This is a genomic window from Rhizobium sp. AN6A (assembly GCF_900215635.1).
GTDB classification, from domain to species: Bacteria; Pseudomonadota; Alphaproteobacteria; order Rhizobiales; family Rhizobiaceae; genus Agrobacterium; species Agrobacterium tumefaciens.
Genome location: NZ_OCNC01000004.1, coordinates 2,350,658 through 2,374,320, shown reverse-complemented (window position 1 = coordinate 2,374,320; position 23,663 = coordinate 2,350,658). Strand labels below are relative to the sequence as shown.

General features: G+C 59.4%; 23 protein-coding genes. 9 read left to right on the top strand and 14 right to left on the bottom strand.

What is annotated here, in order from left to right:
* Positions 1-56: 56 nt before the first annotated feature.
* Positions 57-974, bottom strand: a complete 918-nt coding sequence (locus CRO62_RS24280; protein WP_025593313.1) for a PhzF family phenazine biosynthesis protein — start codon at positions 972-974, stop codon at positions 57-59.
* Positions 975-1,280: 306 nt separating this feature from the next.
* On the opposite strand from CRO62_RS24280, the gene CRO62_RS24275 reads away from it, so the two are divergent.
* On the top strand, positions 1,281-2,054 hold the full coding sequence (locus CRO62_RS24275) for an NAD kinase (protein WP_003512774.1): 774 nt from the start codon (positions 1,281-1,283) through the stop codon (positions 2,052-2,054).
* A 21-nt stretch (positions 2,055-2,075) separates the two neighbouring features.
* Positions 2,076-2,576 carry a hypothetical protein gene (locus tag CRO62_RS24270; protein ID WP_097103286.1) on the top strand — a complete coding sequence of 167 codons (501 nt, stop codon included), beginning with the start codon at positions 2,076-2,078 and terminating at the stop codon, positions 2,574-2,576.
* 80 nt (positions 2,577-2,656) lie between these two features.
* Here CRO62_RS24270 and CRO62_RS24265 read toward each other — a convergent pair whose 3' ends face one another.
* The 4 genes from CRO62_RS24265 to CRO62_RS24250 form a co-directional block, all read right to left on the bottom strand.
* The gene (locus tag CRO62_RS24265; RefSeq protein WP_097102384.1) at positions 2,657-3,127 is read right to left on the bottom strand and encodes a cysteine hydrolase family protein; all 471 of its coding nucleotides are present in this window, start codon (positions 3,125-3,127) and stop codon (positions 2,657-2,659) included.
* A gap of 72 nt (positions 3,128-3,199) precedes the next feature.
* Positions 3,200-4,331, bottom strand: a protein-coding gene (gene prfB, locus CRO62_RS24260) for a peptide chain release factor 2 (RefSeq protein ID WP_097102382.1) whose coding sequence is annotated in 2 segments (ribosomal slippage) — positions 3,200-4,261 and positions 4,263-4,331 — 1,131 coding nt in all. Because the reading frame shifts where the segments join, the coding sequence is not laid out codon by codon here.
* Between the two features lie 98 nt (positions 4,332-4,429).
* Complete coding sequence (locus CRO62_RS24255; RefSeq protein ID WP_097102380.1) at positions 4,430-6,874, bottom strand: penicillin-binding protein 1A; 2,445 nt, start codon at positions 6,872-6,874, stop codon at positions 4,430-4,432.
* 326 nt (positions 6,875-7,200) lie between these two features.
* Positions 7,201-8,472, bottom strand: coding sequence for an N-acetylmuramoyl-L-alanine amidase (locus CRO62_RS24250; protein WP_097103284.1), 1,272 nt, complete (start codon positions 8,470-8,472; stop codon positions 7,201-7,203).
* 645 nt (positions 8,473-9,117) lie between these two features.
* Between CRO62_RS24250 and CRO62_RS24235 the strand changes: the two genes are divergently transcribed.
* Positions 9,118-12,075, top strand: a complete 2,958-nt coding sequence (locus CRO62_RS24235; protein ID WP_097102374.1) for an Rne/Rng family ribonuclease — start codon at positions 9,118-9,120, stop codon at positions 12,073-12,075.
* 205 nt (positions 12,076-12,280) lie between these two features.
* On the opposite strand, the gene CRO62_RS24230 is transcribed toward CRO62_RS24235, so the two are convergent.
* The 3 genes from CRO62_RS24230 to CRO62_RS24220 all read right to left on the bottom strand — a co-directional run bounded on the left by CRO62_RS24230 (position 12,281) and on the right by CRO62_RS24220 (position 13,821).
* Positions 12,281-12,985, bottom strand: a complete 705-nt coding sequence (locus CRO62_RS24230; protein WP_097102372.1) for an SDR family oxidoreductase — start codon at positions 12,983-12,985, stop codon at positions 12,281-12,283.
* Between the two features lie 147 nt (positions 12,986-13,132).
* Positions 13,133-13,498, bottom strand: coding sequence for an antibiotic biosynthesis monooxygenase family protein (locus tag CRO62_RS24225; protein WP_097102370.1), 366 nt, complete (start codon positions 13,496-13,498; stop codon positions 13,133-13,135).
* Positions 13,495-13,821 carry an NIPSNAP family protein gene (locus tag CRO62_RS24220; protein WP_097102368.1) on the bottom strand — a complete coding sequence of 109 codons (327 nt, stop codon included), beginning with the start codon at positions 13,819-13,821 and terminating at the stop codon, positions 13,495-13,497. Before CRO62_RS24220 ends, CRO62_RS24225 begins: the two co-directional genes overlap by 4 nt.
* Before the next feature lie 74 nt (positions 13,822-13,895).
* Here CRO62_RS24220 and CRO62_RS24215 point away from each other — a divergent pair, with 74 nt between their 5' ends.
* Positions 13,896-14,579, top strand: coding sequence for an ArsR/SmtB family transcription factor (locus tag CRO62_RS24215; protein ID WP_097102366.1), 684 nt, complete (start codon positions 13,896-13,898; stop codon positions 14,577-14,579).
* A 31-nt stretch (positions 14,580-14,610) separates the two neighbouring features.
* Here the strand turns inward: CRO62_RS24215 and CRO62_RS24210 are convergent, their stop codons facing one another.
* Entirely contained in the window at positions 14,611-15,768 is a 1,158-nt protein-coding gene (locus tag CRO62_RS24210) for a pyridoxal phosphate-dependent aminotransferase (RefSeq protein WP_025593298.1), read from the bottom strand.
* A 171-nt stretch (positions 15,769-15,939) separates the two neighbouring features.
* Here CRO62_RS24210 and CRO62_RS24205 point away from each other — a divergent pair, with 171 nt between their 5' ends.
* From CRO62_RS24205 to aat, 5 genes are all read left to right on the top strand, one after another.
* A complete protein-coding gene (locus tag CRO62_RS24205; RefSeq protein WP_003512760.1) occupies positions 15,940-16,707 on the top strand; it encodes a DsbA family protein in 768 nt (255 codons plus the stop codon).
* A gap of 124 nt (positions 16,708-16,831) precedes the next feature.
* Complete coding sequence (gene aroQ, locus CRO62_RS24200) at positions 16,832-17,269, top strand: type II 3-dehydroquinate dehydratase (RefSeq protein WP_097102364.1); 438 nt, start codon at positions 16,832-16,834, stop codon at positions 17,267-17,269.
* A gap of 25 nt (positions 17,270-17,294) precedes the next feature.
* Complete coding sequence (accB, locus tag CRO62_RS24195; RefSeq protein WP_097102362.1) at positions 17,295-17,774, top strand: acetyl-CoA carboxylase biotin carboxyl carrier protein; 480 nt, start codon at positions 17,295-17,297, stop codon at positions 17,772-17,774.
* A 12-nt stretch (positions 17,775-17,786) separates the two neighbouring features.
* Positions 17,787-19,133, top strand: a complete 1,347-nt coding sequence (gene accC / locus CRO62_RS24190) for an acetyl-CoA carboxylase biotin carboxylase subunit (RefSeq protein WP_013635980.1) — start codon at positions 17,787-17,789, stop codon at positions 19,131-19,133.
* A 5-nt stretch (positions 19,134-19,138) separates the two neighbouring features.
* Positions 19,139-19,753, top strand: coding sequence for a leucyl/phenylalanyl-tRNA--protein transferase (gene aat, locus CRO62_RS24185; RefSeq protein WP_003512757.1), 615 nt, complete (start codon positions 19,139-19,141; stop codon positions 19,751-19,753).
* A 16-nt stretch (positions 19,754-19,769) separates the two neighbouring features.
* On the opposite strand, the gene CRO62_RS24180 is transcribed toward aat, so the two are convergent.
* The 5 genes from CRO62_RS24180 to gatB all read right to left on the bottom strand — a co-directional run bounded on the left by CRO62_RS24180 (position 19,770) and on the right by gatB (position 23,551).
* Positions 19,770-20,207: a DUF2155 domain-containing protein gene (locus CRO62_RS24180; RefSeq protein ID WP_013635979.1), complete on the bottom strand. Its 438-nt coding sequence runs from the start codon at positions 20,205-20,207 to the stop codon at positions 19,770-19,772.
* A gap of 145 nt (positions 20,208-20,352) precedes the next feature.
* On the bottom strand, positions 20,353-20,751 hold the full coding sequence (locus CRO62_RS24175; protein ID WP_013635978.1) for an NADH:ubiquinone oxidoreductase subunit NDUFA12: 399 nt from the start codon (positions 20,749-20,751) through the stop codon (positions 20,353-20,355).
* Between the two features lie 109 nt (positions 20,752-20,860).
* Positions 20,861-21,334: a GNAT family N-acetyltransferase gene (locus CRO62_RS24170; protein WP_097102359.1), complete on the bottom strand. Its 474-nt coding sequence runs from the start codon at positions 21,332-21,334 to the stop codon at positions 20,861-20,863.
* On the bottom strand, positions 21,331-21,828 hold the full coding sequence (locus CRO62_RS24165) for a GNAT family N-acetyltransferase (RefSeq protein WP_097102358.1): 498 nt from the start codon (positions 21,826-21,828) through the stop codon (positions 21,331-21,333). The genes CRO62_RS24170 and CRO62_RS24165 overlap by 4 nt, the downstream gene beginning before the upstream one ends.
* Before the next feature lie 217 nt (positions 21,829-22,045).
* Positions 22,046-23,551, bottom strand: coding sequence for an Asp-tRNA(Asn)/Glu-tRNA(Gln) amidotransferase subunit GatB (gene gatB, locus CRO62_RS24160; protein ID WP_097102356.1), 1,506 nt, complete (start codon positions 23,549-23,551; stop codon positions 22,046-22,048).
* Positions 23,552-23,663: the final 112 nt, after the last annotated feature.

Here is a 23,663-nt window from a genome sequence, read left to right as displayed (position 1 = left end):
TTTCGTTTTGGTCGACAGGTAGCTTTTCGACTGTAGTTCAGTCGCTCACGTTGAAATCAAATCTCGAAGGTACCCGATGCGACACGGACCGCGTGTCCACCGATGCGGGCGCGGGCGATTTCGTTGTCCTTGATGTCCATGCGCAGATGGATGTGGGAAGGACGTTCCATCTCCACGCCCTGCTCTATCAACAGCGGATAGTGACCGTCTGTCAGGCCGTCGAAATGATGGATTGCACCGGAAAGGGCGGCGGCGGCGGAACCGGTGGCGGGGTCTTCCGAAATCCCCATTTCCGGGGAAAACATGCGGGCATGGAACTTTGCCGCGTGATTGACGCCGCCGCGACAGTAGATATAGGCCGCCGTCAGGCGCCCCTCCACCAGCGGTGCGGTGCGCAGCCAGAGATTGGCATCAAAATCCATTTCGCTGATAGCGGCAATATTGTGCAGCGGCACGAGCAGGAACGGCACACCGGCCGTCCAGATCGACGGTACGTGGTTCTCAAAGCCGAGATGGCCTTCGCTCACGCCCAGCGCATCGGCAAGTGCGGCATGATCGAGCGGCAGGGTGACGCGGGACGATTTGCGCGGCAGGTCAAATTCGGCGAAGCTGACCGCACCGGCGCGCATTTTCACCGCACAGCGGACCGGACCCACCTTTTCCTCCAGCACACAGACCATATCGATATCGTCGTCACCTTCGTTGCGATTGCGCTCGGCAATCGCGATCGCTGCGCCAACAGTCGGGTGGCCCGCGAAAGGCAACTCGCCTGAAGGCGTGAAGATACGCAGCGACGCCGCGTGGGCCGGGTTGCCCGAGCGGTTGACGAAAACGGTCTCGGAGAGGTTCATTTCTCTGGCTATCGCCTGCATCGTCACTTGGTCGAGGCCATCCGCGTCATACATGACCGCCAACGGATTTCCCGCCATTTTGGTCTCGGTAAAGACATCGTAGATATTGTAATTCAGCACCACGCCCGTCTCCTGCCACTCGCCGTTCCGCTTGTTTCGCGCAAGTTGCCTCACGTCGCGCCGCATCGCAACCCTTGTCGAAGGCCGGAAACCAAGAAGCTGTGGACCGCACGCGGGCAAACCCGCCTGCAGCGAACGCCTGTCCGCCGGAAAGGCCTTGTCGCCTGCTGCCGTCTTCATGTACCAAGGATGCGTCTTGTGGCTTGCGATCGACCGTTTTATCGACGTTTGGAGATTATGAGCTGCTTCAACAGGTTACAGCATCGTCCGCATATCGATTCCGGTATGCGTCGTTGCCGAGGGAAGCGAATGTCGCATTCTAACTGTTCACTATCCTTCGTCGCCTCCGCAACCGAGGAGGCGCAGAGGGCGCTGGAGGAGCTGAAAGGCGCTTACGGCAACACGCCCTTCGACGAGGCGGAAGTGATCGTGGCGCTCGGCGGCGATGGCTTCATGCTGCAAATTCTCAACGAAACGATGAATTCCGGCAAGCGGGTCTATGGCATGAACCGGGGATCGGTCGGCTTTCTGATGAACGACTACCGGGTAGACGGCCTGGTCGAGCGTATTGCGGTGGCGACCGGCAATGATTTTCATCCGCTGCGCATGACGACGACGGATTCCGACGGCGATGAATTTACGGCGCTTGCCATGAACGAGGTCAGCCTGTTCCGGCAATCGCATCAGGCCGCCAAGCTTCGTGTCGAGGTGGACGGCAAGACGCGGCTTGAAGAGTTGATTTGCGACGGCATGATGGTTGCGACACCGGCGGGATCGACAGCTTATAACTTCTCAGCCCATGGACCGATCCTGCCGCTGGAATCGCCGCTTCTGGCGCTCACACCCGTCAGCGCCTTCCGGCCAAGGCGTTGGCGCGGCGCACTTTTGCCGAACAAGGTGACGGTCGATATTCATGTTCTGGAGCGCGACAAGCGTCCGGTGAACGCGGTCGCCGACCATACGGAGGTGAAGTCCGTACGGCATGTGCGGATTGCGCAATCGCAGGACAGGACGGCCAGAATTCTCTCGGACCCGGACCGTTCATGGTCAGACCGCGTTCTCGCCGAACAATTCAACAATTGACGCCAACCACTGATGATGGCCATGCCCCTGAAAAAACCTCTTCTCGCCGCCCTCATTTTCGCCGCCACAGCGCTTCCCGTGCGGGCGCAAAAGGAGGCGATCGACAACTTGCCGGTTTCGGCGATCTTCGTTGTCAGCAGCGGCATGTGGGAAGAGCATAATCTTGAGCCGGTGAAAGGTCCTGACGGCCAGTTGCGGCCGCCGCCGGCGACGCCCACACGCGGTTATTACAAGGTGGTTGCAATCCGCCAGGGCGATGGCACCGCTAAAGTCTATCTGCAGCGCATCGCCACTACCGCAAACGGACCGAACCTTCTCGAAAACATCGAGCTGGAAGAGTTCAGCCAGATGAAGTCCTACGTCACGGATATTCGCCCCGAAAGCTCGAACGGAGCATCGGCCTCGCCCGGCCTGTTCGTGACCGTCTATCTGAAAACCGATCCGCAGATCAGGGAAGCGGAAAGCTGGACGATCCTGATCGATGAGCTCGGGGAGATGAAGATCGAAAAAGCCTCGAACTGAGGGCCAGAGCACGTCGGTTTGAACGGAATCGCTGGAGGTTCTCTACCTCTTTAATTATACGCAGTTTTACTGGAAATTCTTTATGCGTTAAGCTCGTGCGGCCCGGTCAGAACCGCGCCGAAATGATGTTTCCATAGTCTGGCGCCAAGTTCGCCGCTGCGATCGAGGCTGGAGCCCACCGTCAGCCATGGCAGAAGCGTGGGATGAAGCCCCGCATCGAACAGGGCGAAACCCGCAGCCAGCACGCAGGTATCGGCCTGAATGCCGCAGACGAGCACCCTGTCGACCTTTAGAGACAAGAGGTGGTCGATAGCCGCCCTTGGCGGCGCGTAGCCGTGCTTTATGAAAATCCAGTCCGCCGCAACCAGCGAGCAGTCGTCCCTGCCCGGCTTCCAGCCGAGTTGCCGCACGAAAGGCGTGACGCTTTCATCATGGCGCTCGACGCTGGCAACGCTTGGCATGGTGGCGGCCAGCGCGGATATGTCCGCCACCAGCGCAGCCGGCGGATTGAAGCTCGGCTGAACGTCGACGATGTAAAGCGCCTGTTTCATGCATCTCCTCCAACGAAAAACCCCTCGCAATGGGTTGCGAGGGGTGATTTTTTCAAGCGACGCTTTGGCGCGTCAGTCGATATCAGCCACTTCCACGTCTGCGCCGCCGCTGATGCGGTGCGCGAGGGCCGCTTCCATGAACTGGTTCAGATCGCCATCCAGCACGTTGCCGGGTGCGGTGCTTTCCACGCCAGTGCGCAGGTCCTTGATCAACTGGTAGGGTTGAAGAACGTAGGAGCGGATCTGGTGGCCCCAGCCGATATCCGTCTTAGACGCGGCCTGGGCGTTTGCCGCATCTTCGCGCTTTTGCAGCTCTACCTCGTACAGACGGGCGCGCAGCATGTCCCACGCCTTGGCGCGGTTCTTGTGCTGGGAACGCTCCTGCTGGCAGGCCACGGCAATACCGGTTGGTATGTGGGTAATACGCACGGCCGAATCGGTGGTGTTGACGTGCTGGCCGCCTGCACCGGACGAACGATAGGTATCGATGCGGCAATCGCTCTCGTTGATGTCGATCTGGATCGAATCATCGACCACTGGGTAAACCCAGACGGAAGAGAACGATGTGTGGCGACGCGCATTGCTGTCATAGGGCGAGATGCGGACGAGGCGGTGTACGCCCGATTCCGTCTTCAGCCAGCCGAAGGCATTGTGGCCCTTGACGAGGATTGTCGCGGACTTGATGCCGGCCTCTTCGCCATCATGAACTTCCAGCACTTCAACCTTGAAGCCTTCGCGGTCGGCCCAGCGGGTATACATGCGCAGCAGCATGTTGGCCCAGTCCTGGCTTTCCGTGCCACCAGCGCCGGAATGCACTTCGAGATAGGTATCGTTGCTATCAGCCTCACCGGAAAGCATGGCTTCCACCTGACGCCGGTTCGCCTCGCTCCTCAGCGCCTTCAGCGCATCTTCGGCGTCCTTGACGATCTCGTCATCGCCTTCCATCTCGCCGAGTTCGATCAGCTCGACATTGTCCTTGAGCTGCTGCTCAAGCGCCTTCACGCCATTGATGCTGTCATCCAGCTGCTGGCGCTCGCGCATCAGTTTCTGCGCTTCGGTGGCATCGTTCCAGAGGGTCGGGTCCTCTGCCTTGTTATTCAACCAGTCCAGTCGTCTTATCGCCTGGTCCCAGTCAAAGATGCCTCCTCAGCAGGCTTATGGCCTGCTTGATTTCGTCGACTACGTTCACAATTTCATTGCGCATTTCGCTGGTTCTTCGCCTTCATTTAAACTGGTAGCTCAAATAAATGCGGGGGGCGCGGATGTAAAGACCCGCGCCCCCCGCCAAACATAAGACTGGTATCAATAAAGACCGCCGCCACCGCCGGTGATGGCCTGCTGGGCCTGTGGCGAAGTCTTCAGAATATCGTCCTGCGACATGCCTTCCGCGCCGATCACCGAGAAGGTATCGGCCGGGCCGGTGCCCGGCTTGAAGGCTTCCATGATCGTGTCCGGTTCGCCTTCCGAAGCGGCCATGCCGGTCTTGCGGTTGACGGCGATGAACTTCATGCCTTCAGGCACGATGAACTTGCTCGGTTCCAGGTGCTTGGCAGCATCGGCGATGAACTCGCCGAAGATCGGTGCCGACAGCGAACCGCCGGTACCGCCGCGCCCAAGCGGTGCGGGCGAATCGAAGCCGATATAAAGACCAGCAACCATGTCCGGCGTGTAACCGACGAACCAGGCGTCCTTTTCATCGTTGGTGGTGCCCGTCTTGCCGGCAACCGGCAGATCGACCTTGATCTTGCCCGCCGCCGTGCCGCGCTGCACGACACCTTCCAGCATGGAGGTCGTCTGGTAAGCAGTCATCGGGTCGAGAACCTGCTCGCGATTATCAACGATGACCGGCTCGTCCTGATTTTGCCAGCTGGTGGCGTTGCAGCCCTCGCAGGCACGCTCCTCATGCCGGAAGATCGTCTTGCCGTAACGGTCCTGGATGCGGTCGATCAGCGTCGGCTTGATCTGCTTGCCGCCATTGGCGATCACAGAATAGGCCGAGACCATGCGCATGATGGTGGTTTCACCCGAACCGAGCGACATTGCCAGAAGCGGCGGCATCTTGTCGTAGATGCCGAAGCGTTCGGCATATTCCGCCACCAGATTCATGCCCATATCCTGCGCCAGACGCACGGTCATGAGGTTACGGGATTTTTCGATGCCGAGACGCAGGGTCGAAGGACCGGCGGAACCGCCGCCGTAATTCTGCGGCTTCCAGACCTGGCCGCCCGAAACAACCTCGATCGGCGCATCGAGAATAACCGAGGCCGGGGTATAGCCGTTGTCGAGTGCGGCCGCATAGATGAACGGCTTGAAGGAGGAGCCGGGCTGGCGCATCGCCTGCGTGGCGCGGTTGAATTCCGATTGCGCATAGGAGAAGCCGCCGACCATGGCCAGAACGCGGCCGGTGTGCGGGTCCATCACCATCATGCCGCCCTGTACCTTCGGGGGCTGGCGCAGGCGATATTCGTTGCCGGAACCGGACAGCGGCTGTGCGTAAACGACGTCACCAACAGCCAGAACGCCAACCGGCGACTTAGCCGTCGGCTTTTTGCCGGTGGCATCGCGATAGGCCCAACGCATGTTTTCAGCGGAGATATGGCCGCGTGTGCGCTTGTCGCCATCCTCGGCATCGGGGTCGACCTGCACGCCAATATCGATGCCATCGGCAGCAACGGCGAGGACAACCGCGATCTTCCATTCGGGAACGTCGCGAAGACCCTTTACCTTGGCGAGCGCCGCAGTCCAGTCACCGGTCGCCTCGATCTTTTCGACGGGTCCGCGGAAACCGCGACGCTCGTCATATTGCACCAGACCGTCCTGAAGCGCCTTGCGCGCCTCCATCTGGATCTGCGGATCGAAAGAGGTGCGAACCGAAAGGCCGCCTTCTAGAAGCGCCTGCTCGCCGTATTTCTCGACGATCTGGCGGCGGACTTCCTCGGCGAAATAGTCAGACGCGAAGATATGCGCGCCGCCACGGCGCAGATTGACGCCAAGCGGCTGCTTCTTGGCATCCTCGGCATCGCCGACCGTGATGTAGCCGTTCTCGGCCATGCGGTCGATCACCCAGTTGCGGCGCTCCAGCGCCGCCTTCTCGCGGCGGATCGGATGGTAGTTGGCAGGGCCCTTCGGCAGCGATGCGAGATAGGCGGTCTCCGCGATCGTCAGTTCCGTGACCGATTTGTTGAAATAGGTGAGTGCCGCACCGGCGATACCGTAAGAATTCAGGCCGAAAAAGATCTCGTTGAGATAAAGCTCGAGGATCTTGTCTTTGGAATAGGTCTGCTCGATGCGGAAGGACAGAAGCGCTTCCTTGAGCTTGCGGTCGAAGGTCTGGTCGTTGGTGAGCAGAAAATTCTTCGCCACCTGCTGGGTGATGGTGGAGGCGCCGACCGGGCGACGGCCCGAGCCGAGATTCTGGAGGTTGACGAGAACGGCACGACCGAGACCCCAGATGTCGACACCCGGATGGTTGTAGAAATTCTTGTCTTCCGCCGAAAGGAAGGCTGCCTTCACGCGGTCCGGAATAGCCTGGATCGGCAGGAACAGGCGTTTCTCATGGGCATATTCCGCCATAAGCGCACCGTTGCCGGCGTGCACGCGGGTCGTCACCGGCGGCTCATAAGTGCTCAGAACTGCATAATCCGGCAGGTCCTTCGTCACGCCGTGCAAATAAATTGCACCGGCGGCGGCGGCGCACAGGAAGAGCACGCTGGCCAAGCCGAAAAAATATCCAATCAGTCTGATCATACCAAGCTACCGATAATTCGAATCGTAACCATCAACGCCCGATGATACGGGCGCATCCTTGCATATCGCGTGCCGTTTTGCACACCATACCTTCGATGACAAGCCGGAACGACAGCATTCGCTGATATGTTACCGGGCCGACTGCCGCAATTGCGGTTCCAGCCGCAATGGCGGATCACCACAGAATCCGCTTCCGCAATAACGCGGCGAATGTGAGTAAAATAGGGCTTCACCAACCTAATCGTCCGCAAGGCCCAAGAATTGAACAGCTTTTCGGCAGCAAGGGGCACGGCGACAACGGGAGCGCCGCTCACCCGCCCGGCCCGTCAGCCGCCGTTCGCCATGGCCTTGGTGCGGTATCGTCCGACCGCAGTTGCAAGCGTATCGGCGACCTTCTTGCGCCATTCCGCATCAAGAAGCAGTTTTTCATCTTCCGGATTGGAGAGAAAGCCGAGTTCCAGCAACACCGATGGCACGTCATGGGCACGCAGCACCATGAAACCGGCATAACGATGCGGATTATTGATGAGGCCGACCTGTCCCTCGAAGGACGATACGATATTTTCTGCCAGCGTCACCGAAAAGGCCTGCGTTTCGCGCCGGGTGAAATCGAGAAGGATATCGGCCACCTCAGGCGGCTCGCTGGAGGCTGCCACACCGGCAATCTGGTCGGACTTGTTTTCGCGCTCGGCCAGCTCCTGCGCCCTGCGGTCTGAGGCGCGGTCTGACAATGTATAGACGGTCGCGCCCCGGATGCCCTTCTGCTTCAGTGTATCGGCGTGCAATGAAATAAACAGGTTTGCATTGTTCTGCCGGGCGATCGTCACCCGTTCCGACAGAGCGAGAAACGTGTCGGAATCACGCGTCAGGAACGCCTTGATGCCGGGCTCCCGGTTCATCCGCTCCACAAGTTCCTTGGCAAAGGTCAGCGTGATGACCTTTTCCTCCGTGCCGGTTACGCCACCGGAAGCGCCGGCATCGATGCCGCCATGGCCGGCATCAACAGCGATGACGAAATCCGTTTGCCGCGATGTCTTGTCGTCAGGCGTGATCGCCGCTGTCGAGACCGGCGCCGGCGCGCGCCATTGCTGCTCTTTCACCAGTTCGGCGAATTTGGCCTTGGTGGTGATCTCCGCATCCAGGACGAAACGGAACGATGTGCCGTCCTCGCCCTTCTTGGTTTCAGCAACCGCCACCTGAACCGGTTTTTTTGCCGTCAGCACGATGCGGGCGCTGTCTTGCCCCATGCTACCGAAGCGAATGTCCGAGAAAAGGCCGGTTGGCGCCAGAGCCGATGCGGGGAACGCAAAATTCACCGCAGGAAAGTCCACGACGATGCGGGCGGGCGAATCGAGATAGTGAATGTCGAATTCCGGCTCCTCGGCAAAATCGAGAACGATGCGCGTGCGCGCCTCGTCGCCGATGATGCGTGCCTGATTGGCGATGAGCGGCTCCACGGCGAAGGCCTGTGGAACGCAGGAGACGAATGCGGCGACCGAAAAGACAACCGGCAAGACAAGGGCACCCGCAAGCCGCGCGATTCGCGCGCCAAGCGGCCCTGCCCCACCGAATATCGCTGCGCTGCGTGTGAAATTCATGGTCTTCAAGAAATTCCGTATTTCAGTCATTTTTCATAAATGGTGCGGCAAAGTGCCGGGAACGTCGTAATTTCGGCCACGCCGGACGCGTGTTTGTGCGTTTGCGCCCCACAATCGCAGGCGTTGGTGAACCAATTGTTAACCCGGAAATTCCACCAACAATATGGCATATTTAGCCAGCCTATTGCTATTATGACAGAGAAAACATACAACAAGGATGAGGGTTAAAAGTGTTGACGGGATAGATGCCCGCCGGCTGCCAATCGAAAAAGACGCTGGCGCTGCAAAACGGGCAATCATCTGCCGTCGTTACATTTATCCTGAAACTGGATCAATTCCGGCCGTGGCCGGAGACCTACCCGGTGGCAATGCCACCGATGCTCTGAGGAGAGCAAATTCATCGGACCCCAAGGGGTCTATATATTATTGTCGTTCCGCCTGGCCAATGATGTCGCAGCAGTTTTCATATGAACCGGATACCAGGAGCAGGCCAAGCGCCTCGCCGTCGGTCCGGATGCTGCCAGTTTACAGAGGCCCGGCTGGAGACTTCATTTCCGGCACATCCTTGCACTCATATGAAAGGCTCGTCCGTGTGGCGGGCCTGTTCTCGTATAAAACAAGGCTGCGCCGAGGAGCACAGCTTACATGGCAGACAAAATGCTTATCGACGCCTCCCACGAAGAGGAGACACGCGTAGTCGTTGTCCGTGGGAACCGGATCGAGGAATTCGACTTCGAATCGGAGCACAAGAAACAGATCCGCGGCAATATCTACCTTGCCAAGGTCACGAGGGTTGAGCCCTCCCTTCAGGCGGCCTTCGTCGATTACGGTGGAAATCGCCACGGGTTTCTCGCTTTTGCGGAAATCCACCCTGACTACTACCAGATCCCGCTCGCCGACCGTCAGGCGCTCCTCAAGGCGGAAGCCGAGGATCATCGCCGCAGCGACGACTTCGAATCGGCTGACGCCCCCGAGCCTGGCGCACCGGCTGTCGATCTGTCGCAGGCGGACCAGCCGGATGTCGGCATCGTTGCCGTCAGCGAAACCCCTGACGCCGTGGTCGTGGACGAAACCGTTGCCGCTGCCACTGCCGAAGAGGTATCCGAGGACGTGACAGCTGTGGCCGTCGAGGCCGTTGCGGAAGAAGCACCGAAGAAGCGTACCCGCCGCCCCCGCGCCAAGAAGAAGGTAGCGGAAGAAGAAGCCGTTTCCGACACCACTGCTGAGGCCTCTTCCGAAGAAGACGGCAGCACGGGCGGCGAAATGGCTGCCATGGTCGATACCGATACGATTTCAGAGGAAGTCGAGGGTCTTCGCCGTGGCAATGACGATGATGACGACGACGATGATGACGATCATCACGAAAAGGAAGTGATCGAATCCGTCGGCGCCGAAGACGCCATGGAAGAGGTTCCCGATCGCGTTGCCCGCAAGCCGCGCAAGCAGTACCGCATTCAGGAAGTCATCAAGCGCCGCCAGATCCTTCTTGTGCAGGTTGCCAAGGAAGAACGCGGCAACAAGGGTGCCGCACTCACCACCTATCTGTCGCTTGCCGGCCGTTATTCCGTGCTGATGCCGAATACCGCACGCGGCGGTGGCATTTCCCGCAAGATCACCCAGCCGACCGACCGCAAGCGCCTGAAGGAAATCGCGCGCGATCTGGAAGTTCCGCAGGGCATGGGCGTTATTCTGCGTACCGCAGGCGCCAACCGCACCCGCGTCGAGATCAAGCGCGACTTCGAATATCTGATGCGCCTGTGGGAAAACGTCCGCACGCTGACGCTGAACTCCACGGCCCCCTGCCTCGTTTACGAGGAAGGCTCGCTCATCAAGCGTTCGATCCGCGATCTCTACAACAAGGATATCAGCGAGATCATCGTTTCGGGCGAAGAAGGCTACCGTGAAGCAAAAGACTTCATGAAGATGCTGATGCCGAGCCACGCCAAGGTGGTTCAGCCTTACCGCGACATCCACCCGATCTTCTCGCGCTCGGGCATCGAAGCCCAGCTCGACCGCATGCTGCAGCCGCAGGTTACGCTGAAATCGGGCGGTTACCTCATTATCAACCAGACGGAAGCTCTGGTTGCCATCGACGTGAACTCCGGTCGTTCGACCCGCGAGCATTCCATCGAAGAAACGGCGCTGACGACCAATCTCGAAGCGGCGGAAGAAGTGGCTCGCCAGCTGCGTCTTCGCGACCTTGCCGGTCTTGTTGTCATCGACTTCATCGACATGGAAGAAAAGCGCAACAACCGCTCCGTCGAGAAGAAGCTCAAGGATTGCCTGAAAAACGACCGGGCGCGCATCCAGGTCGGCCGTATCTCGCATTTCGGCCTTCTGGAAATGTCGCGCCAGCGCATCCGCGCTTCGGTGCTGGAATCGACCACGCAGGTCTGCCAGCATTGCGGCGGCACGGGTCACGTTCGCTCGGAATCCTCCATCGCGCTACACGTGCTGCGTGGCGTCGAGGAATATCTGCTGCGCAACACGACCCACAACATCACCGTGCGCTGCACGCCGGAAACGGCTCTCTATCTGCTCAACCACAAGCGCGGCACGATTGTCGATTATGAAGGCCGCTTCGGTGTGGCGATCATCATTGCTGCCGATGCCGGCGTTGGCGCGCAGCATTTCGCCATCGATCGCGGTGAAGCGGTTGAAAATCCGGTGAAGATCGAAAGCCTTATCCAGATGCTCCCGAGCTTCGTGGAAGAGGAAGACGATTTCGTCGTTGAGGCGGAAGAGGACGAAGAAGAGGACGAAATCGTCAAGGCGCAGGCTAGCGAGCCGCGCCAGCAACAGCAGCAGGGCGACAACGGTGAAGACGGCAAGCGCAAGCGCAAGCGTCGTCGTCGCCGTCGTGGCAAGGGCGGACAGAATGACCAGAACGGTGCAGTTGATGCGCAGGCTGGCGATGACAGCGGCGCTGATGATGCGGACGACGAAGATGGCGTCGAAACCGATGAAGCCGCAGACGACGCCGATGAAAACGGTGTGAACGAAGCTGCAAGCTCTGATGAAGAGGGCAAGCGCAAGCGTCGCCGTCGTGGCAAGCGTGGCGGCCGTCGCAACCGTGCTGAAGACGAGGCTCTCGATGCCGCAGGCACTGAGTCCGACGAAGAAGGCGAAACGGAAAGCGAAAGCGAAGAGGTTTCCGCCGCAGCACCCGTAACCGAAGAGCCTGCCGCTGCCGAAGTGGTGGAAGGTGTGGTTGCCGACGTTGTGGAAACGGAAGCCCCGAAGAAACCGCGCCGCACCCGCAAGGCGAAGGCCAAGACCGAAGACGTGCCGCAGGCTGAAGCGGCACCGCAGGCTGAAGTCGCAGCCAAAACCGTTGAAACGATCGAGCCGGTGATCGTCGAACCAGCAGTCGTTGTGGAAACCGTCGTCGATGTCGCCCTCGACGAAGTGGGCGAAGCCTCGGCCGATCTGGGTTCGGAAGCCGGAGCACCCGCGACGGAAGAAAAGGTTCGCGCGAACCGGGGCAGCAATGTCTCGAATTCGGAGCCGGTCGTGACCTCGTCGGGCACGCCCGCCAACCCTGACGGCGACGAGCCGAAGCCGCGCAAGGGCGGCTGGTGGCAGCGCAAAGGCTTCTTTTGATAGAAGACACTGAAACGAAAAACGCCCGCAACCATGTTGCGGGCGTTTTGCTTTGTTGGCGGATGTTAGGTTTATCTCATGCTGTAATCGATCCGGCATCCTGCCACGGCGCGTCTGCGCCGTGAAAGAATCTCTCGCGATCAAGGACTTGACCGCGCTGGCCCAGGACCAAGGCCGGGGTGACAGAAGCCCGATATGCCAGTCTTCAAACAGACCGTGTCAGACCACCATCGACGCGGATGTTCTGGCCGGTGATGTAACCCGCACCTTCCGAGGCCAGGAAGGCAACGGTTGCGGCTATCTCCTCGCTCGTTCCGTAACGCTGCATCGGCACACCCTGACGGCGCTCTTCCGTGGCTGGCAGGCTATCGATCCAACCGGGCAGAACATTGTTCATGCGCACATTGTCGGCCGCATAGGTATCGGAAAAAATCTTGGTGTAGGAGGCAAGGCCGGCGCGGAACACTGCAGAAGTCGGGAACATGCTGCTCGGCTCGAAAGCCCATGCAGTCGAGATGTTGACGATCGACCCGGCTTTCTGTTTCACCATGAACGGAGCCACAATCCGTGTCGGGCGGATGACGTTCATCAGGTAGACATCGAGACCCGTGTGCCATTGCTCATCGGTGATATCGAGGATGGAAGCGCGCGGGCCATGGCCTGCACTGTTCACGAGAACGTCGATACGGCCGAATTTTTCGAGCGTCAGCTCCACCAGTCGATTGAGATCGTCGTTGGACTGGTTGGAGCCTGTGACGCCGATGCCGCCCAGTTCCTTCGCCAGCGCCTCCCCCTTGCCGGAGGACGACAGGACCGCGAGCTTGCAACCATCAGCGCTTAGACGTTTCGCCACGGCCGCCCCCATGCCGCTGCCGCCTGCCGTCACAATCGCCACTTTTTCTGCCGACATCGTTCTTCTCTCCATGTCCAATCGGGCGGACCGCCGCGTGGCAGCCCTTCTCCATCCATAACCCGCTCCATCTATAGCGGGTTTTGGCGGCGAGTTCGAACCAGAAAGCCTTGGACCGGCTTGAAGAAAAACTGATCTGAAGGCCCGTCAACGCCGCACTTGATCATCCGCCGCATGGACCTGTCTGCTGTCGGTCGGGGCCTCCTCCCTCTCCTTCAAACCATAGTCCCGCATCACGGTGGCGATACGCAGGCGGTAATTGCAAAAGACGCCTGACCGCCCCAGCGACTGTGCTGCGCGATGCGGCGCGGTGTTGCGCCATGCCTTCACCGCCTCCTCATCCCTGAAGAATGACAGCGAAAGCATCTTGTCGGGATTGCTGATGCTCTGAAAGCGTTCGACGGACAGGAAGCCGTCGATGGTTTCGAGCTCGGCGCGAAGGCTGGCGGCAATATCGAGATAATGCTGTTTTTGGCCCTCAGCCGGCCAGACCTCGAAGATGACGGCGATCATCGTCCGCCTCCGCCGTGCGGCGCAGATGCCAGCCTCAGGAACAGCCTGTCCTCACGGCGGATGAATTGCTCGCGCCGGGCGAATTCATAATTTTCCCGCCCTGCCGGGTCGGCGGCAAGTCGCGCCCGGTAGGCTTCGTACGCGGCAAGGTTTTCGATATTATAGACGCCGTAGGCAATAGTGCTCGATCCCTCTTTCGGCGCGTAATAACCGATCAGATCGGCGCCGCAGCGCGGTATCGCCTCACCCCAGTTGCGGGCATATTGATCGAAAGCATCGACCTTGAAGGGGTCGATCTCGTAACGGATGAAACAGGTCAGCATCGTCGGTCTCCTCGTGGTGTGTCCCTCCTGTTTACGCCATTGCCTCACATCAATGCTTCGGCTATCATCGAACTATGAAAGACGGACCCTTGATCGCAAATGTCGCCGCCCTGATCGGCGACCCCGCCCGCGCCAACATATTGACGGCGCTGATGGACGGACGTGCGCTGACGGCAAGCGAACTTGCCGAAGCCGCCGGCGTGACCCTGCAGACCGCCAGCGGGCATCTGTCAAAACTCTCCGACGCCCAATTGCTGAAAGCGGAAAAACAGGGGCGGCATCGCTACTTCCGTCTTTCCGACGCGGATGTGGCGCAGGTTCTGGAAGCGCTGATGGGACTTGCGCAGCGCACCGGGGCCGTGCGCGTACGCACCGGACCAAAGGACACCGCGCTTCGCGAGGCGCGAATCTGTTACGATCATCTGGCGGGAGAAAGCGGCGTGGCACTGCTTTCCACCATCACCGCAAAAGGTTTCGTGACGTCAGGTGACGATCCCGCACTTACGGATAGCGGGCGGGATTTCTTCTCGAGCTTCGGCATTGATCTTTCGCCGCTGGAAAAGGCAAGGCGCCCGGTTTGCCTGCATTGCCTGGACTGGAGCGAACGCCGTCACCACCTCGGCGGCGGGCTCGGCGCATCGCTTCTGAAAGCCATGCAGCAGCGCGACTGGGTGCGGCAAGGAAACGGGCGCGTGCTGACCTTCACCACAAAGGGTGAAAAGGCCTTTGCCAGCACCTTCGGTTGCTCGCCCGCCTGATCCCCGCCAAGGGGGAGAAGAACCCAAGGGCCTATTTCAGCCAGCCCGCAATGCGCCCAACGGCCTCGGCAATATCCGACACCGAACCCGCATAGGAAATGCGCAGCGCCCTGTGGCCCTCCTCTGGATCGAAATCCATGCCCGGCGTCGCCGCCACATCGATTTCCGCCAGCATGCGTTTGGCGAAATCCATGCTGTCATTGGAAAAGCGGCTGGTATCGACATAGGCGTAAAATGCGCCATCCATGGGAGACGCCAGCGGCAGGCCGATTTCCGGAAGGCGCGTCATCAGGAAATCGCGGTTGGTGCGGTAGCTTTCCCGGTAGACGTCCAGTTCCTCCGCCGCCGAAAAGGCTGCGGTTGCCGCCAGCTGGGATAGTTCCGGCGGTGAAATATACAGGCTCTGAGCGAGACACTCGACCGGACGGACGAGATTTTCCGGCAGGACCATCCAGCCGATGCGCCAACCGGTCATGCAGTAATATTTCGAGAAGGAATTGATGACGACGGCATTGTCGGTGAGTTCGAGCGCACTCGTTTCCTCGCCGACGAAAGTCAGGCCGTGGTAGATCTCGTCGGAAATGAAGGCGATATCCCGGCTTTCGCAATAGTTTGCCAGCCGTTTCAGCGCTTCGCGGCCGGTGACCGTGCCGGTAGGGTTGGCCGGACTTGCCAGGAGCACGCCCTTCAACTTGCAGCCCGCCCTGGTTTCCGCCCGCTCGAGGCTGGCAGGCGTCAGCGTATAGCCGGTTTCCGCCGTTACCGGCACTTCCACGACATTGAGGCCAAGCGCTTTCAAGATATTGCGATAGGCGGGATAACCGGGCCTTGCGATCGCGACGTGATCACCGGCATCGAAAAGGCTGAGGAAGGCGAGGTTGAAAGCGGCGGAAGACCCGGTGGTAACGGCAATGCGCGCCGGATCGACGATAACCTGGTGGCGCAGCCGGTAGTGGCCGGCAATCGCTTCGCGCAATTCACGCAGGCCCAGCGCATCGGTATAGCCGATCCGCCCATGCTTCAGCGCCTCCTGCGCGGCCGCAAGAGAGGCTTTCGGTGCGGGATGGGAAGGCTGGCCGACCGCCATGGAAATGACGGGGCGTCCCGCCTGGCGTCGCCGGTTCGCCTCCGCCAGAATATCCATGGCGTGAAAGGGTTCGACTGCGCTCCGCTTCGACATCGTTATCAAGGGCATGCTCTTTCCTGAACCGTATTTCAGAGACTTGCCCCAGAATCACACTCTTCACAATCGTGCGACCATAATGCGGACAACTATTTTTGGCGTATGGCATTTGGCTTAAAGTAAGGTAATTGCATCATAACATTCATGAGGCATTGGCCGCACAGTATGAGGACCGATATGGCGCATCTTCTCCGTTCAACCCTTCTCGCCAGCGTAACGGCCCTTTCCATGGCTTTCGCTTCTCTGCCCGCCCATGCCCTCGATGACAAGCAGAAGAAGGAAATGGGCGAGTTCATCAAGCAATATCTGATCGAGAACCCCGAGATCATGCTTGAGGTTCAGGACGCGCTTGAACGAAAGCAATATGCGACCCGCAACGCCAAGGCGGCGGAAGCCGTGGCCGACAACCAGAAAACCATCTTCGAATCGAAATACGATCTGGCGCTCGGCAATCCGGACGGCGACGTCACGCTGGTCGAGTTCTTCGATTACAATTGCGGTTATTGCAAACGCGCCATGGGCGACATGGACAATATTCTGAAGACGGACAAGAAAGTGCGCGTCGTGCTCAAGGAATTCCCGATCCTCGGGCCGGAATCGGTCGCAGCACATCGGGTCTCCAACGCCGTCAAACTGCTTGCGCCTGCCAAATACCCCGAATTCCAGCGCGCCTTGCTGGGCGGCCGCGGACGGGCGAATGAAGACAGCGCCATGGAAGTCGCGACGTCGCTTGGTCTCAAGGAAGCCGATATCCGCAAGTCGATGGCAGAAAACCCCAACGACGCGCAGGTGCAGGAAACCTACAAGCTCGCCAACAGCCTCGGCATAACAGGAACACCGTCTTATATCGTCGGCAACGAGGCCGTTTTCGGCGCTGTTGGTGCGGACCCGTTGAAGGAAAAAATTGCCAATATGCGCAGCTGCGGAAAAGCCACCTGCTCCTGATTCCGCAAAAAGCCGCTGCATTCCCTGTGGATGCCGGGCCTGCCGGCTGTTTACGGCTTTCGGGGGCTTTTCCTTGAAGGCTGCGCAGTCTATAGGTGTCGCTGATTTTCTTATGGAAACACGAATGAGCAACATCATCATCGTCATCAACGGCCCCAATCTCAACATGCTGGGAAAAAGGGAACCGGGTATCTATGGTGGCAAGACGCTGAAAGACATCGAGAATGATTGTCGTGCTGCTGGTGCAGATCTCGGGTTCGCTGTGGAATTCCGCCAGTCCAACCACGAAGGCGTGCTGGTGGACTGGTTGCATGAGGCGGGAGAGAGAGCGGCAGGTGTCGTCATCAATCCCGGCGCCTACAGCCACACCTCGATCGCGCTGCATGACGCCATTCGTGCGATTTCCACGCCGGTCGTGGAAGTGCATATTTCCAACATCCACGCGCGGGAAGAGTTCCGTCACAAATCGATGGTATCGCCCGCCGCGAAGGGCATGGTCTGCGGTTTCGGACCATATGGCTACATCATGGCGCTCCACGCGCTGAAGAACATCACGGCATAAAAAGAAACAAAGAATAGGGTTTGTCATGTCTGAAAAGAAACAGGGTATCGACAAGGAACTGATCCGCGAACTCGCGAATATCCTCAACGATACCGACCTTTCGGAAATCGAAGTCGAGCAGGAAGACCTGCGCATCCGCGTTTCCCGCGCCGCTCCGCCCACCACGGTATATGCCGCAGCGCCCACCGGTTACGCAGCACCAGCCCCTGCAGCGGCGGCAGTTGCCGCTCCGGCAGCACCTGCGGTCGCCGCAGCACCTGCCCGCAACCCGGCCAATACCGTTACCTCGCCAATGGTCGGCACGGTCTACCTGTCGCCTGCTCCGGGCGCACGTCCGTTCGTTGAAGTGGGCGCGACCGTCAAGGAAGGCCAGACCATCCTCATCGTCGAAGCCATGAAGACCATGAACCAGATCCCGGCTCCGAAGTCCGGCAAGGTCGTGGAAATCGTCGTCAACGACTCACAGCCCGTGGAGTATGGTGAAGCTCTCGTGGTCATCGAATAAAGGCGGTTCAGCATGGTTTCGAAGATCCTCATAGCTAACCGCGGCGAGATTGCGCTGCGCGTCCTGCGCGCTGCCAAGGAGCTTGGCATTCCGACAGTCGCCGTGCATTCTACCGCAGACGCGGACGCCATGCATGTGCGCCTTGCCGACGAAAGTGTGTGCATCGGCCCGCCGCCTTCGCGTGACAGCTACCTCAACATCCACCAGATCGTTGCGGCCTGCGAAATCACCGGTGCGGACGCCGTTCACCCCGGTTACGGCTTCCTGTCGGAAAACGCCAAGTTCGCCGATATCCTCGACGCGCACGGCATTACCTTCATCGGACCGACCGCAGAGCATATCCGCCTTATGGGCGATAAGATCACCGCCAAGCAGACGGCGCAGGAACTCGGTATTCCCGTGGTTCCCGGCTCCGACGGCGAAGTAAAGCCCGAGAATGCGCTCGAAATCGCCCGGACGATCGGCTTCCCTGTCCTGATCAAGGCGACGGCAGGCGGCGGCGGTCGCGGCATGAAGGTGGCGAAGACGGAAGCGGATCTCGACGAGGCGGTCTCGACGGCCCGCTCCGAAGCGGCAGCTGCCTTCGGCAACGACGCCGTTTATATGGAAAAATACCTAGGCAAGCCGCGTCATATCGAAGTGCAGGTTTTCGGCGACGGTGAAGGCAATGCCATTCACCTTGGCGAACGCGATTGCTCGCTGCAGCGCCGTCACCAGAAGGTGCTGGAAGAGGCGAACTCCCCGGCCCTCACCGTTGAACAGCGCATGAAGATCGGCGAAATTTGTGCAAGCGCCATGCGCAAGCTGAAATATCGCGGTGCCGGCACCATCGAGTTCCTTTACGAAAACGGCGAGTTCTATTTCATTGAAATGAACACGCGTCTTCAGGTGGAACATCCAGTCACGGAAGCGATCACCGGCATGGACCTCGTGCAGGAACAGATCAGGGTTGCTTCGGGACAGGGCCTGTCGGTCACGCAGGCGGATATCGAATTCCATGGCCATGCCATCGAATGCCGTATCAATGCCGAGGACCCGCGCACCTTCGTTCCCTCCCCCGGCACGTTGACCTATTTCCATACGCCGGGCGGCCTTGGCGTGCGCGTCGATTCGGGTGCCTATCAGGGCTACAAGATCCCGCCTTATTACGACAGCATGATCGGCAAGCTTATCGTTCACGGTCGCGACCGTGACGAATGCATCCGCCGTCTGCGCCGGGCACTGGACGAGTTCGTCGTCGACGGCATCAAGACCACGCTCCCGCTTTTCCAGGATCTTCTTCAGAACGAAGATATCCTCAGCGGCAATTACGACATTCACTGGCTGGAAAAATACCTGGCCGGTGATGCGTCTCACTAAGAGATATGGTTGGGCGGCGCAGCAAAAATAACGGCATAACCGTCGATATATTGCTGCGCGCCTATTCCGCCGGCCTGTTTCCGATGGCCGATTCGGCTGACGATCCCGAGCTTTTCTGGGTCGAGCCGGAAATACGCGGCATCATTCCGCTCAACGATTTCCACATTTCCAAAAGCCTCGCCAAGGCGATGCGCAAGAAGCCGTTCGAGATACGCTTCAATACCGCTTTCGAAGCGGTGATGGCAGGATGTGCGGCGGAAGCGCCTGACAGGCCGAGCACCTGGATCAACGCCACCATTCGCAAGCTCTACACCGAACTGCACCAGATCGGCCATGCCCATAGTGTCGAGGCGTGGGATGGCAAGGAACTTGTCGGCGGGCTTTACGGCGTGTCGCTTGGGGCCGCATTCTTCGGCGAAAGCATGTTTTCCCGCCGCACCAACGCCTCGAAAATTTGCCTCGTGCATCTGGTGGAGCGGCTGAGAGCAAGCGGTTTCGTGCTGCTCGACACTCAATTCACCACCGAGCATCTGAAGACATTCGGCGCGATCGACGTGCCGAAGCAGCAATACGCGAAAATGCTCGATCAGGCCGTCAACCAGCCAGACCTGCAATTCTAAAAATCATAACGTAACGTTATTTGCTTGCCGTTGAGGGAGCGGGAACTTCGGAGTCCTGCTTGCAGCCCGTCAGCCATACGTCGTAGATCGGGTGCTCGACGGCATTGAGGCCGGGGCTGTCGGCGAACATCCAGCCGGTGAAAATCCGCTTGATCTTGCGGTCGAGAGTGATTTCATCCACCTCGATGAAAGCATCGATCTTCTGGGCTTCCGTCTGGTCGCGCGAGTAACAGACCTTAGGAGTCACCTGGAGCGCGCCGAACTGAACCGTTTCGTCGATATAGACATCGAAGGACGTAATGCGGCCGGTGATCTTGTCGATGCCGGAAAACACTGCCACGCGGTTTTCAAGACGGGCGGCGGAGACGGGCGATACGAGGATGACAGCAGAGACCGCTGCAAACAGCGAGACTGTCAGCGCACGCAAAGAACGATCCCGCGTGAATATCCTCATACGATATGTCTCCAAAAAATTGCCTGTGTCGGGACGACGACCGGATCAACGCGTAAGGGCGGAATGTGGCAAAAACCGGTGAGGTCGGGTGCCAAGCGCGGCGTTTTGCACAACACCGCGCATCACAATGCTCATTTTGCCCGGCTCAGTTGCCGGGGGTCCAGGCGTCGTAGTCGCCGGTTACGCGTGGACGCTCGCCTGCGACCGCCAGCGATCCCTGTGGGCGATAGGCCTTGGATGTGCCGGTGAGGTTGGCCTGATGTGCCTTCTGCCATTCCCGCGGAACGTAGGTTTCCTGGCTCGGCGGCACGTCGGTGCGGTAGTGCATCCAGCCATGCCAGCCGGGCGGAATGGCCGAAGCTTCGGCATAACCATTATAGATCACCCAACGGCGCGGCATACCCCAGGAGGTGGTGCCACCTTCGTAATAGGTGTTGCCCAACTCGTCCTGTCCGACCTTCTTGCCGAAACGCCAGGTGTGAAACCGCGTTCCGATCGTCTGGCCGTTCCACCAGGTGAAGATTTGCGTCAGGAGAGTCTTCATTATGCGTTCCTCGGGCTTGAATGCGCCGCAGCGATTTTCCGTGCACGGCACAAGACAAGCTTATGCCGCCCCTCACGGCGATTGTCCAGTATTTCCCGATATATCCGCGCTATTTCAGCTTCATCCTGAAACCGAAATGCCGCTTCTCGAAACCCAGCCGCTCGTAAAAGCGATGGGCATCGAGCCTCGCTACGTTGGAGGTGAGCTGTACGGCTTTCATGCCCTTGGCGCGCGCTTCATCAAGGCAATAGTTGATCATGACCGCACCGATGCCACGGCCGCGCATGTCGGGCCGCGTCTGCACCGCTTCAATCACCATGGATTTGGCGCCGCGCCCGATAAGCTTGGTGAGGATGGCCGTCTGGAAAGTGCCGACGATCTCGCCGTCCAGTTCCGCCACGTAAAGCGTCTCTGTGGGAGACGCCCCGATATCGCGGAAGGCCGCGAGATAGTCCGGCAGCGCCGATTCGTCGGCCGTATCGCCGTGGCCTCCGATTTCGTCAGCGGCATAGATGGCCGCGAGTGCGGGAACATCCTCTTGCCGTGCCGTGCGGATTATCAGCGTGTCTATTGTCGCATTCATCGTTTCAGGCTCTTTTCCATGACGATACCGGGAAAACCATCGATACCCGCCATACGCTCGATTCGGTCAACCTCGGTAAAACCGACGCCTTCATAAAAGGCGATTGCGACAGTATTTTTGGGCTCCACTTCCAGACGCATGATTTCCGCATCCGGAAAGCAGGTTTCAAGCTCGGCGAAGAGATCGCGGCCGACGCCCTGACGCTGAAGATCGGGTGCTACGTAAAGCTGGTGCAGTAACGCGGTTTTCGCCATCTTGGTGGACATGGAGCCATAAGCCATTCCGCCGATCCGCTTGCCATCATCAGCCACCAGAAACTCACCGCCCTTTTTCTCAACGCGGTCCTTCATGGCCTGCGGCGAATGCCACGCGGCTATCAGCTCGTTCACCTTGTCTGCGCCGTAGATCGCGTCATAGGTGGCGTGCCATGTCGTGGCGAGCAAGGTGCGTACCGGCTCGATATCTCGCAAACCTGCCGTGCGGATAAAAAACATGATCGGGCTCCGTCTCACAATAGGAAAAGCCGGGCGTTGATCCCGGCAGCAAGCGATGTCATCCCCCAATCTCGACGTCATCCTCGGGCTTGTCCCGAGGATCTAATCACGTTTAATCTTGTGGGTCGTTAGATCCTCGGGACAAGCCCGAGGATGACGAAGGAGAGGTCTACAGTCTTTCTGAACCTTTTCTGAGGGCCACTCCGACCCGCAGTTCCTATTCTTCCTCGATGCCGAGCTTGGCCTTCACCAGCGCCTGCACGGCCTGCGGGTTGGCCTTGCCGCCCGTCGCCTTCATGACCTGGCCGACGAACCAACCGGCAAGCGCCGGCTTCGCCTTCACCTTCTCGACCTGATCTGGGTTGGCGGCGATGATCTCGTCCACAGCCTTTTCGATGGCGCCGGTATCCGTCACCTGCTTCATGCCGCGCGTCTCGACGATTTCGGCCGGGTTGCCGCCCTCGTTCCAGACGATTTCGAACACATCCTTGGCGATCTTGCCGGAAATGGTCTCTGCCTTGATGAGATCGATAATGCCGCCCAGCTGTTCGGGAGAAACCGGCGTCGTCTCGATGTCCTTGCCTGATTTGTTCAGCGCACCGAGAAGATCGTTGATGACCCAGTTGGCGGCGGCCTTCGGATCACGACCAGCGGCAACCGACTCGTAATAATCGGCGATCGCCTTTTCTGAAACGAGGATCGAGGCGTCGTAGACCGACAGGCCGAGATCGGCCACGAAACGGGCCTTCTTGTCATCAGGCAGTTCCGGCAGATCGACCTTCAGCGCCTCGACGAAAGCATCGTCGAATTCGAGCGGAAGCAGGTCCGGATCAGGGAAATAGCGATAGTCATGCGCGTCTTCCTTGGAGCGCATGGAACGCGTCTCACCCTTGCCGGGATCGAACAGGCGGGTTTCCTGATCGATGACACCGCCGTCTTCGAGAATGGCGATCTGGCGGCGCGCCTCATATTCGATGGCCTGGCCGACGAAGCGGATGGAGTTGACGTTCTTGATCTCGCAGCGCGTGCCGAAACCTTCGCCGGGACGGCGCACGGAGACGTTGACGTCGGCGCGCATCGAGCCTTCGTCCATGTTGCCGTCGCAGGTGCCGAGATAACGCACGATGGAGCGCAGCTTGGTGAGATAGGCCTTTGCCTCATCCGATGAGCGCATATCGGGCTTGGAGACGATTTCCATCAGCGCCACGCCCGAACGGTTCAGGTCCACGAAGGACATGGTCGGGTGCTGGTCGTGCATGGACTTGCCTGCGTCCTGCTCCAGATGCAGGCGCTCGATGCCGATCTCGATATCCTCGAAATTGCCCTGACGGTCCGGACCGAGTGAAATCGTGATGATGCCCTCGCCGACGATCGGGTCCTTGAACTGCGAAATCTGGTAGCCCTGCGGCAAATCAGGATAGAAGTAGTTCTTGCGGTCGAAGATCGAACGGTTGTTGATCTTGGCCTTCAGGCCGAGACCGGTGCGCACCGCCTGCTTGACGCATTCCTCGTTGATGACGGGAAGCATGCCGGGCATGGCGGCGTCCACCAGCGACACGTTGGAGTTCGGCGCATTGCCGAAAGTGGTCGAAGCGCCGGAAAACAGCTTGGAATTGGAGAGAACCTGCGCATGCACCTCCAGGCCGATCACGATTTCCCAATCGCCGGTGGCGCCGGGAATGAAGCGTTTCGGGTCGGGGGTGCGCACGTCTACAAGGGTCATATGAAGCTCACGATATACGGGTTCTTTGGCCTTGGTGGGTAGAACAAATGGAGCGCGGGCGCAAGACATCTTGCACCCTGTCGCGCCAGGCACCGGATTTTCGCCGGAACCG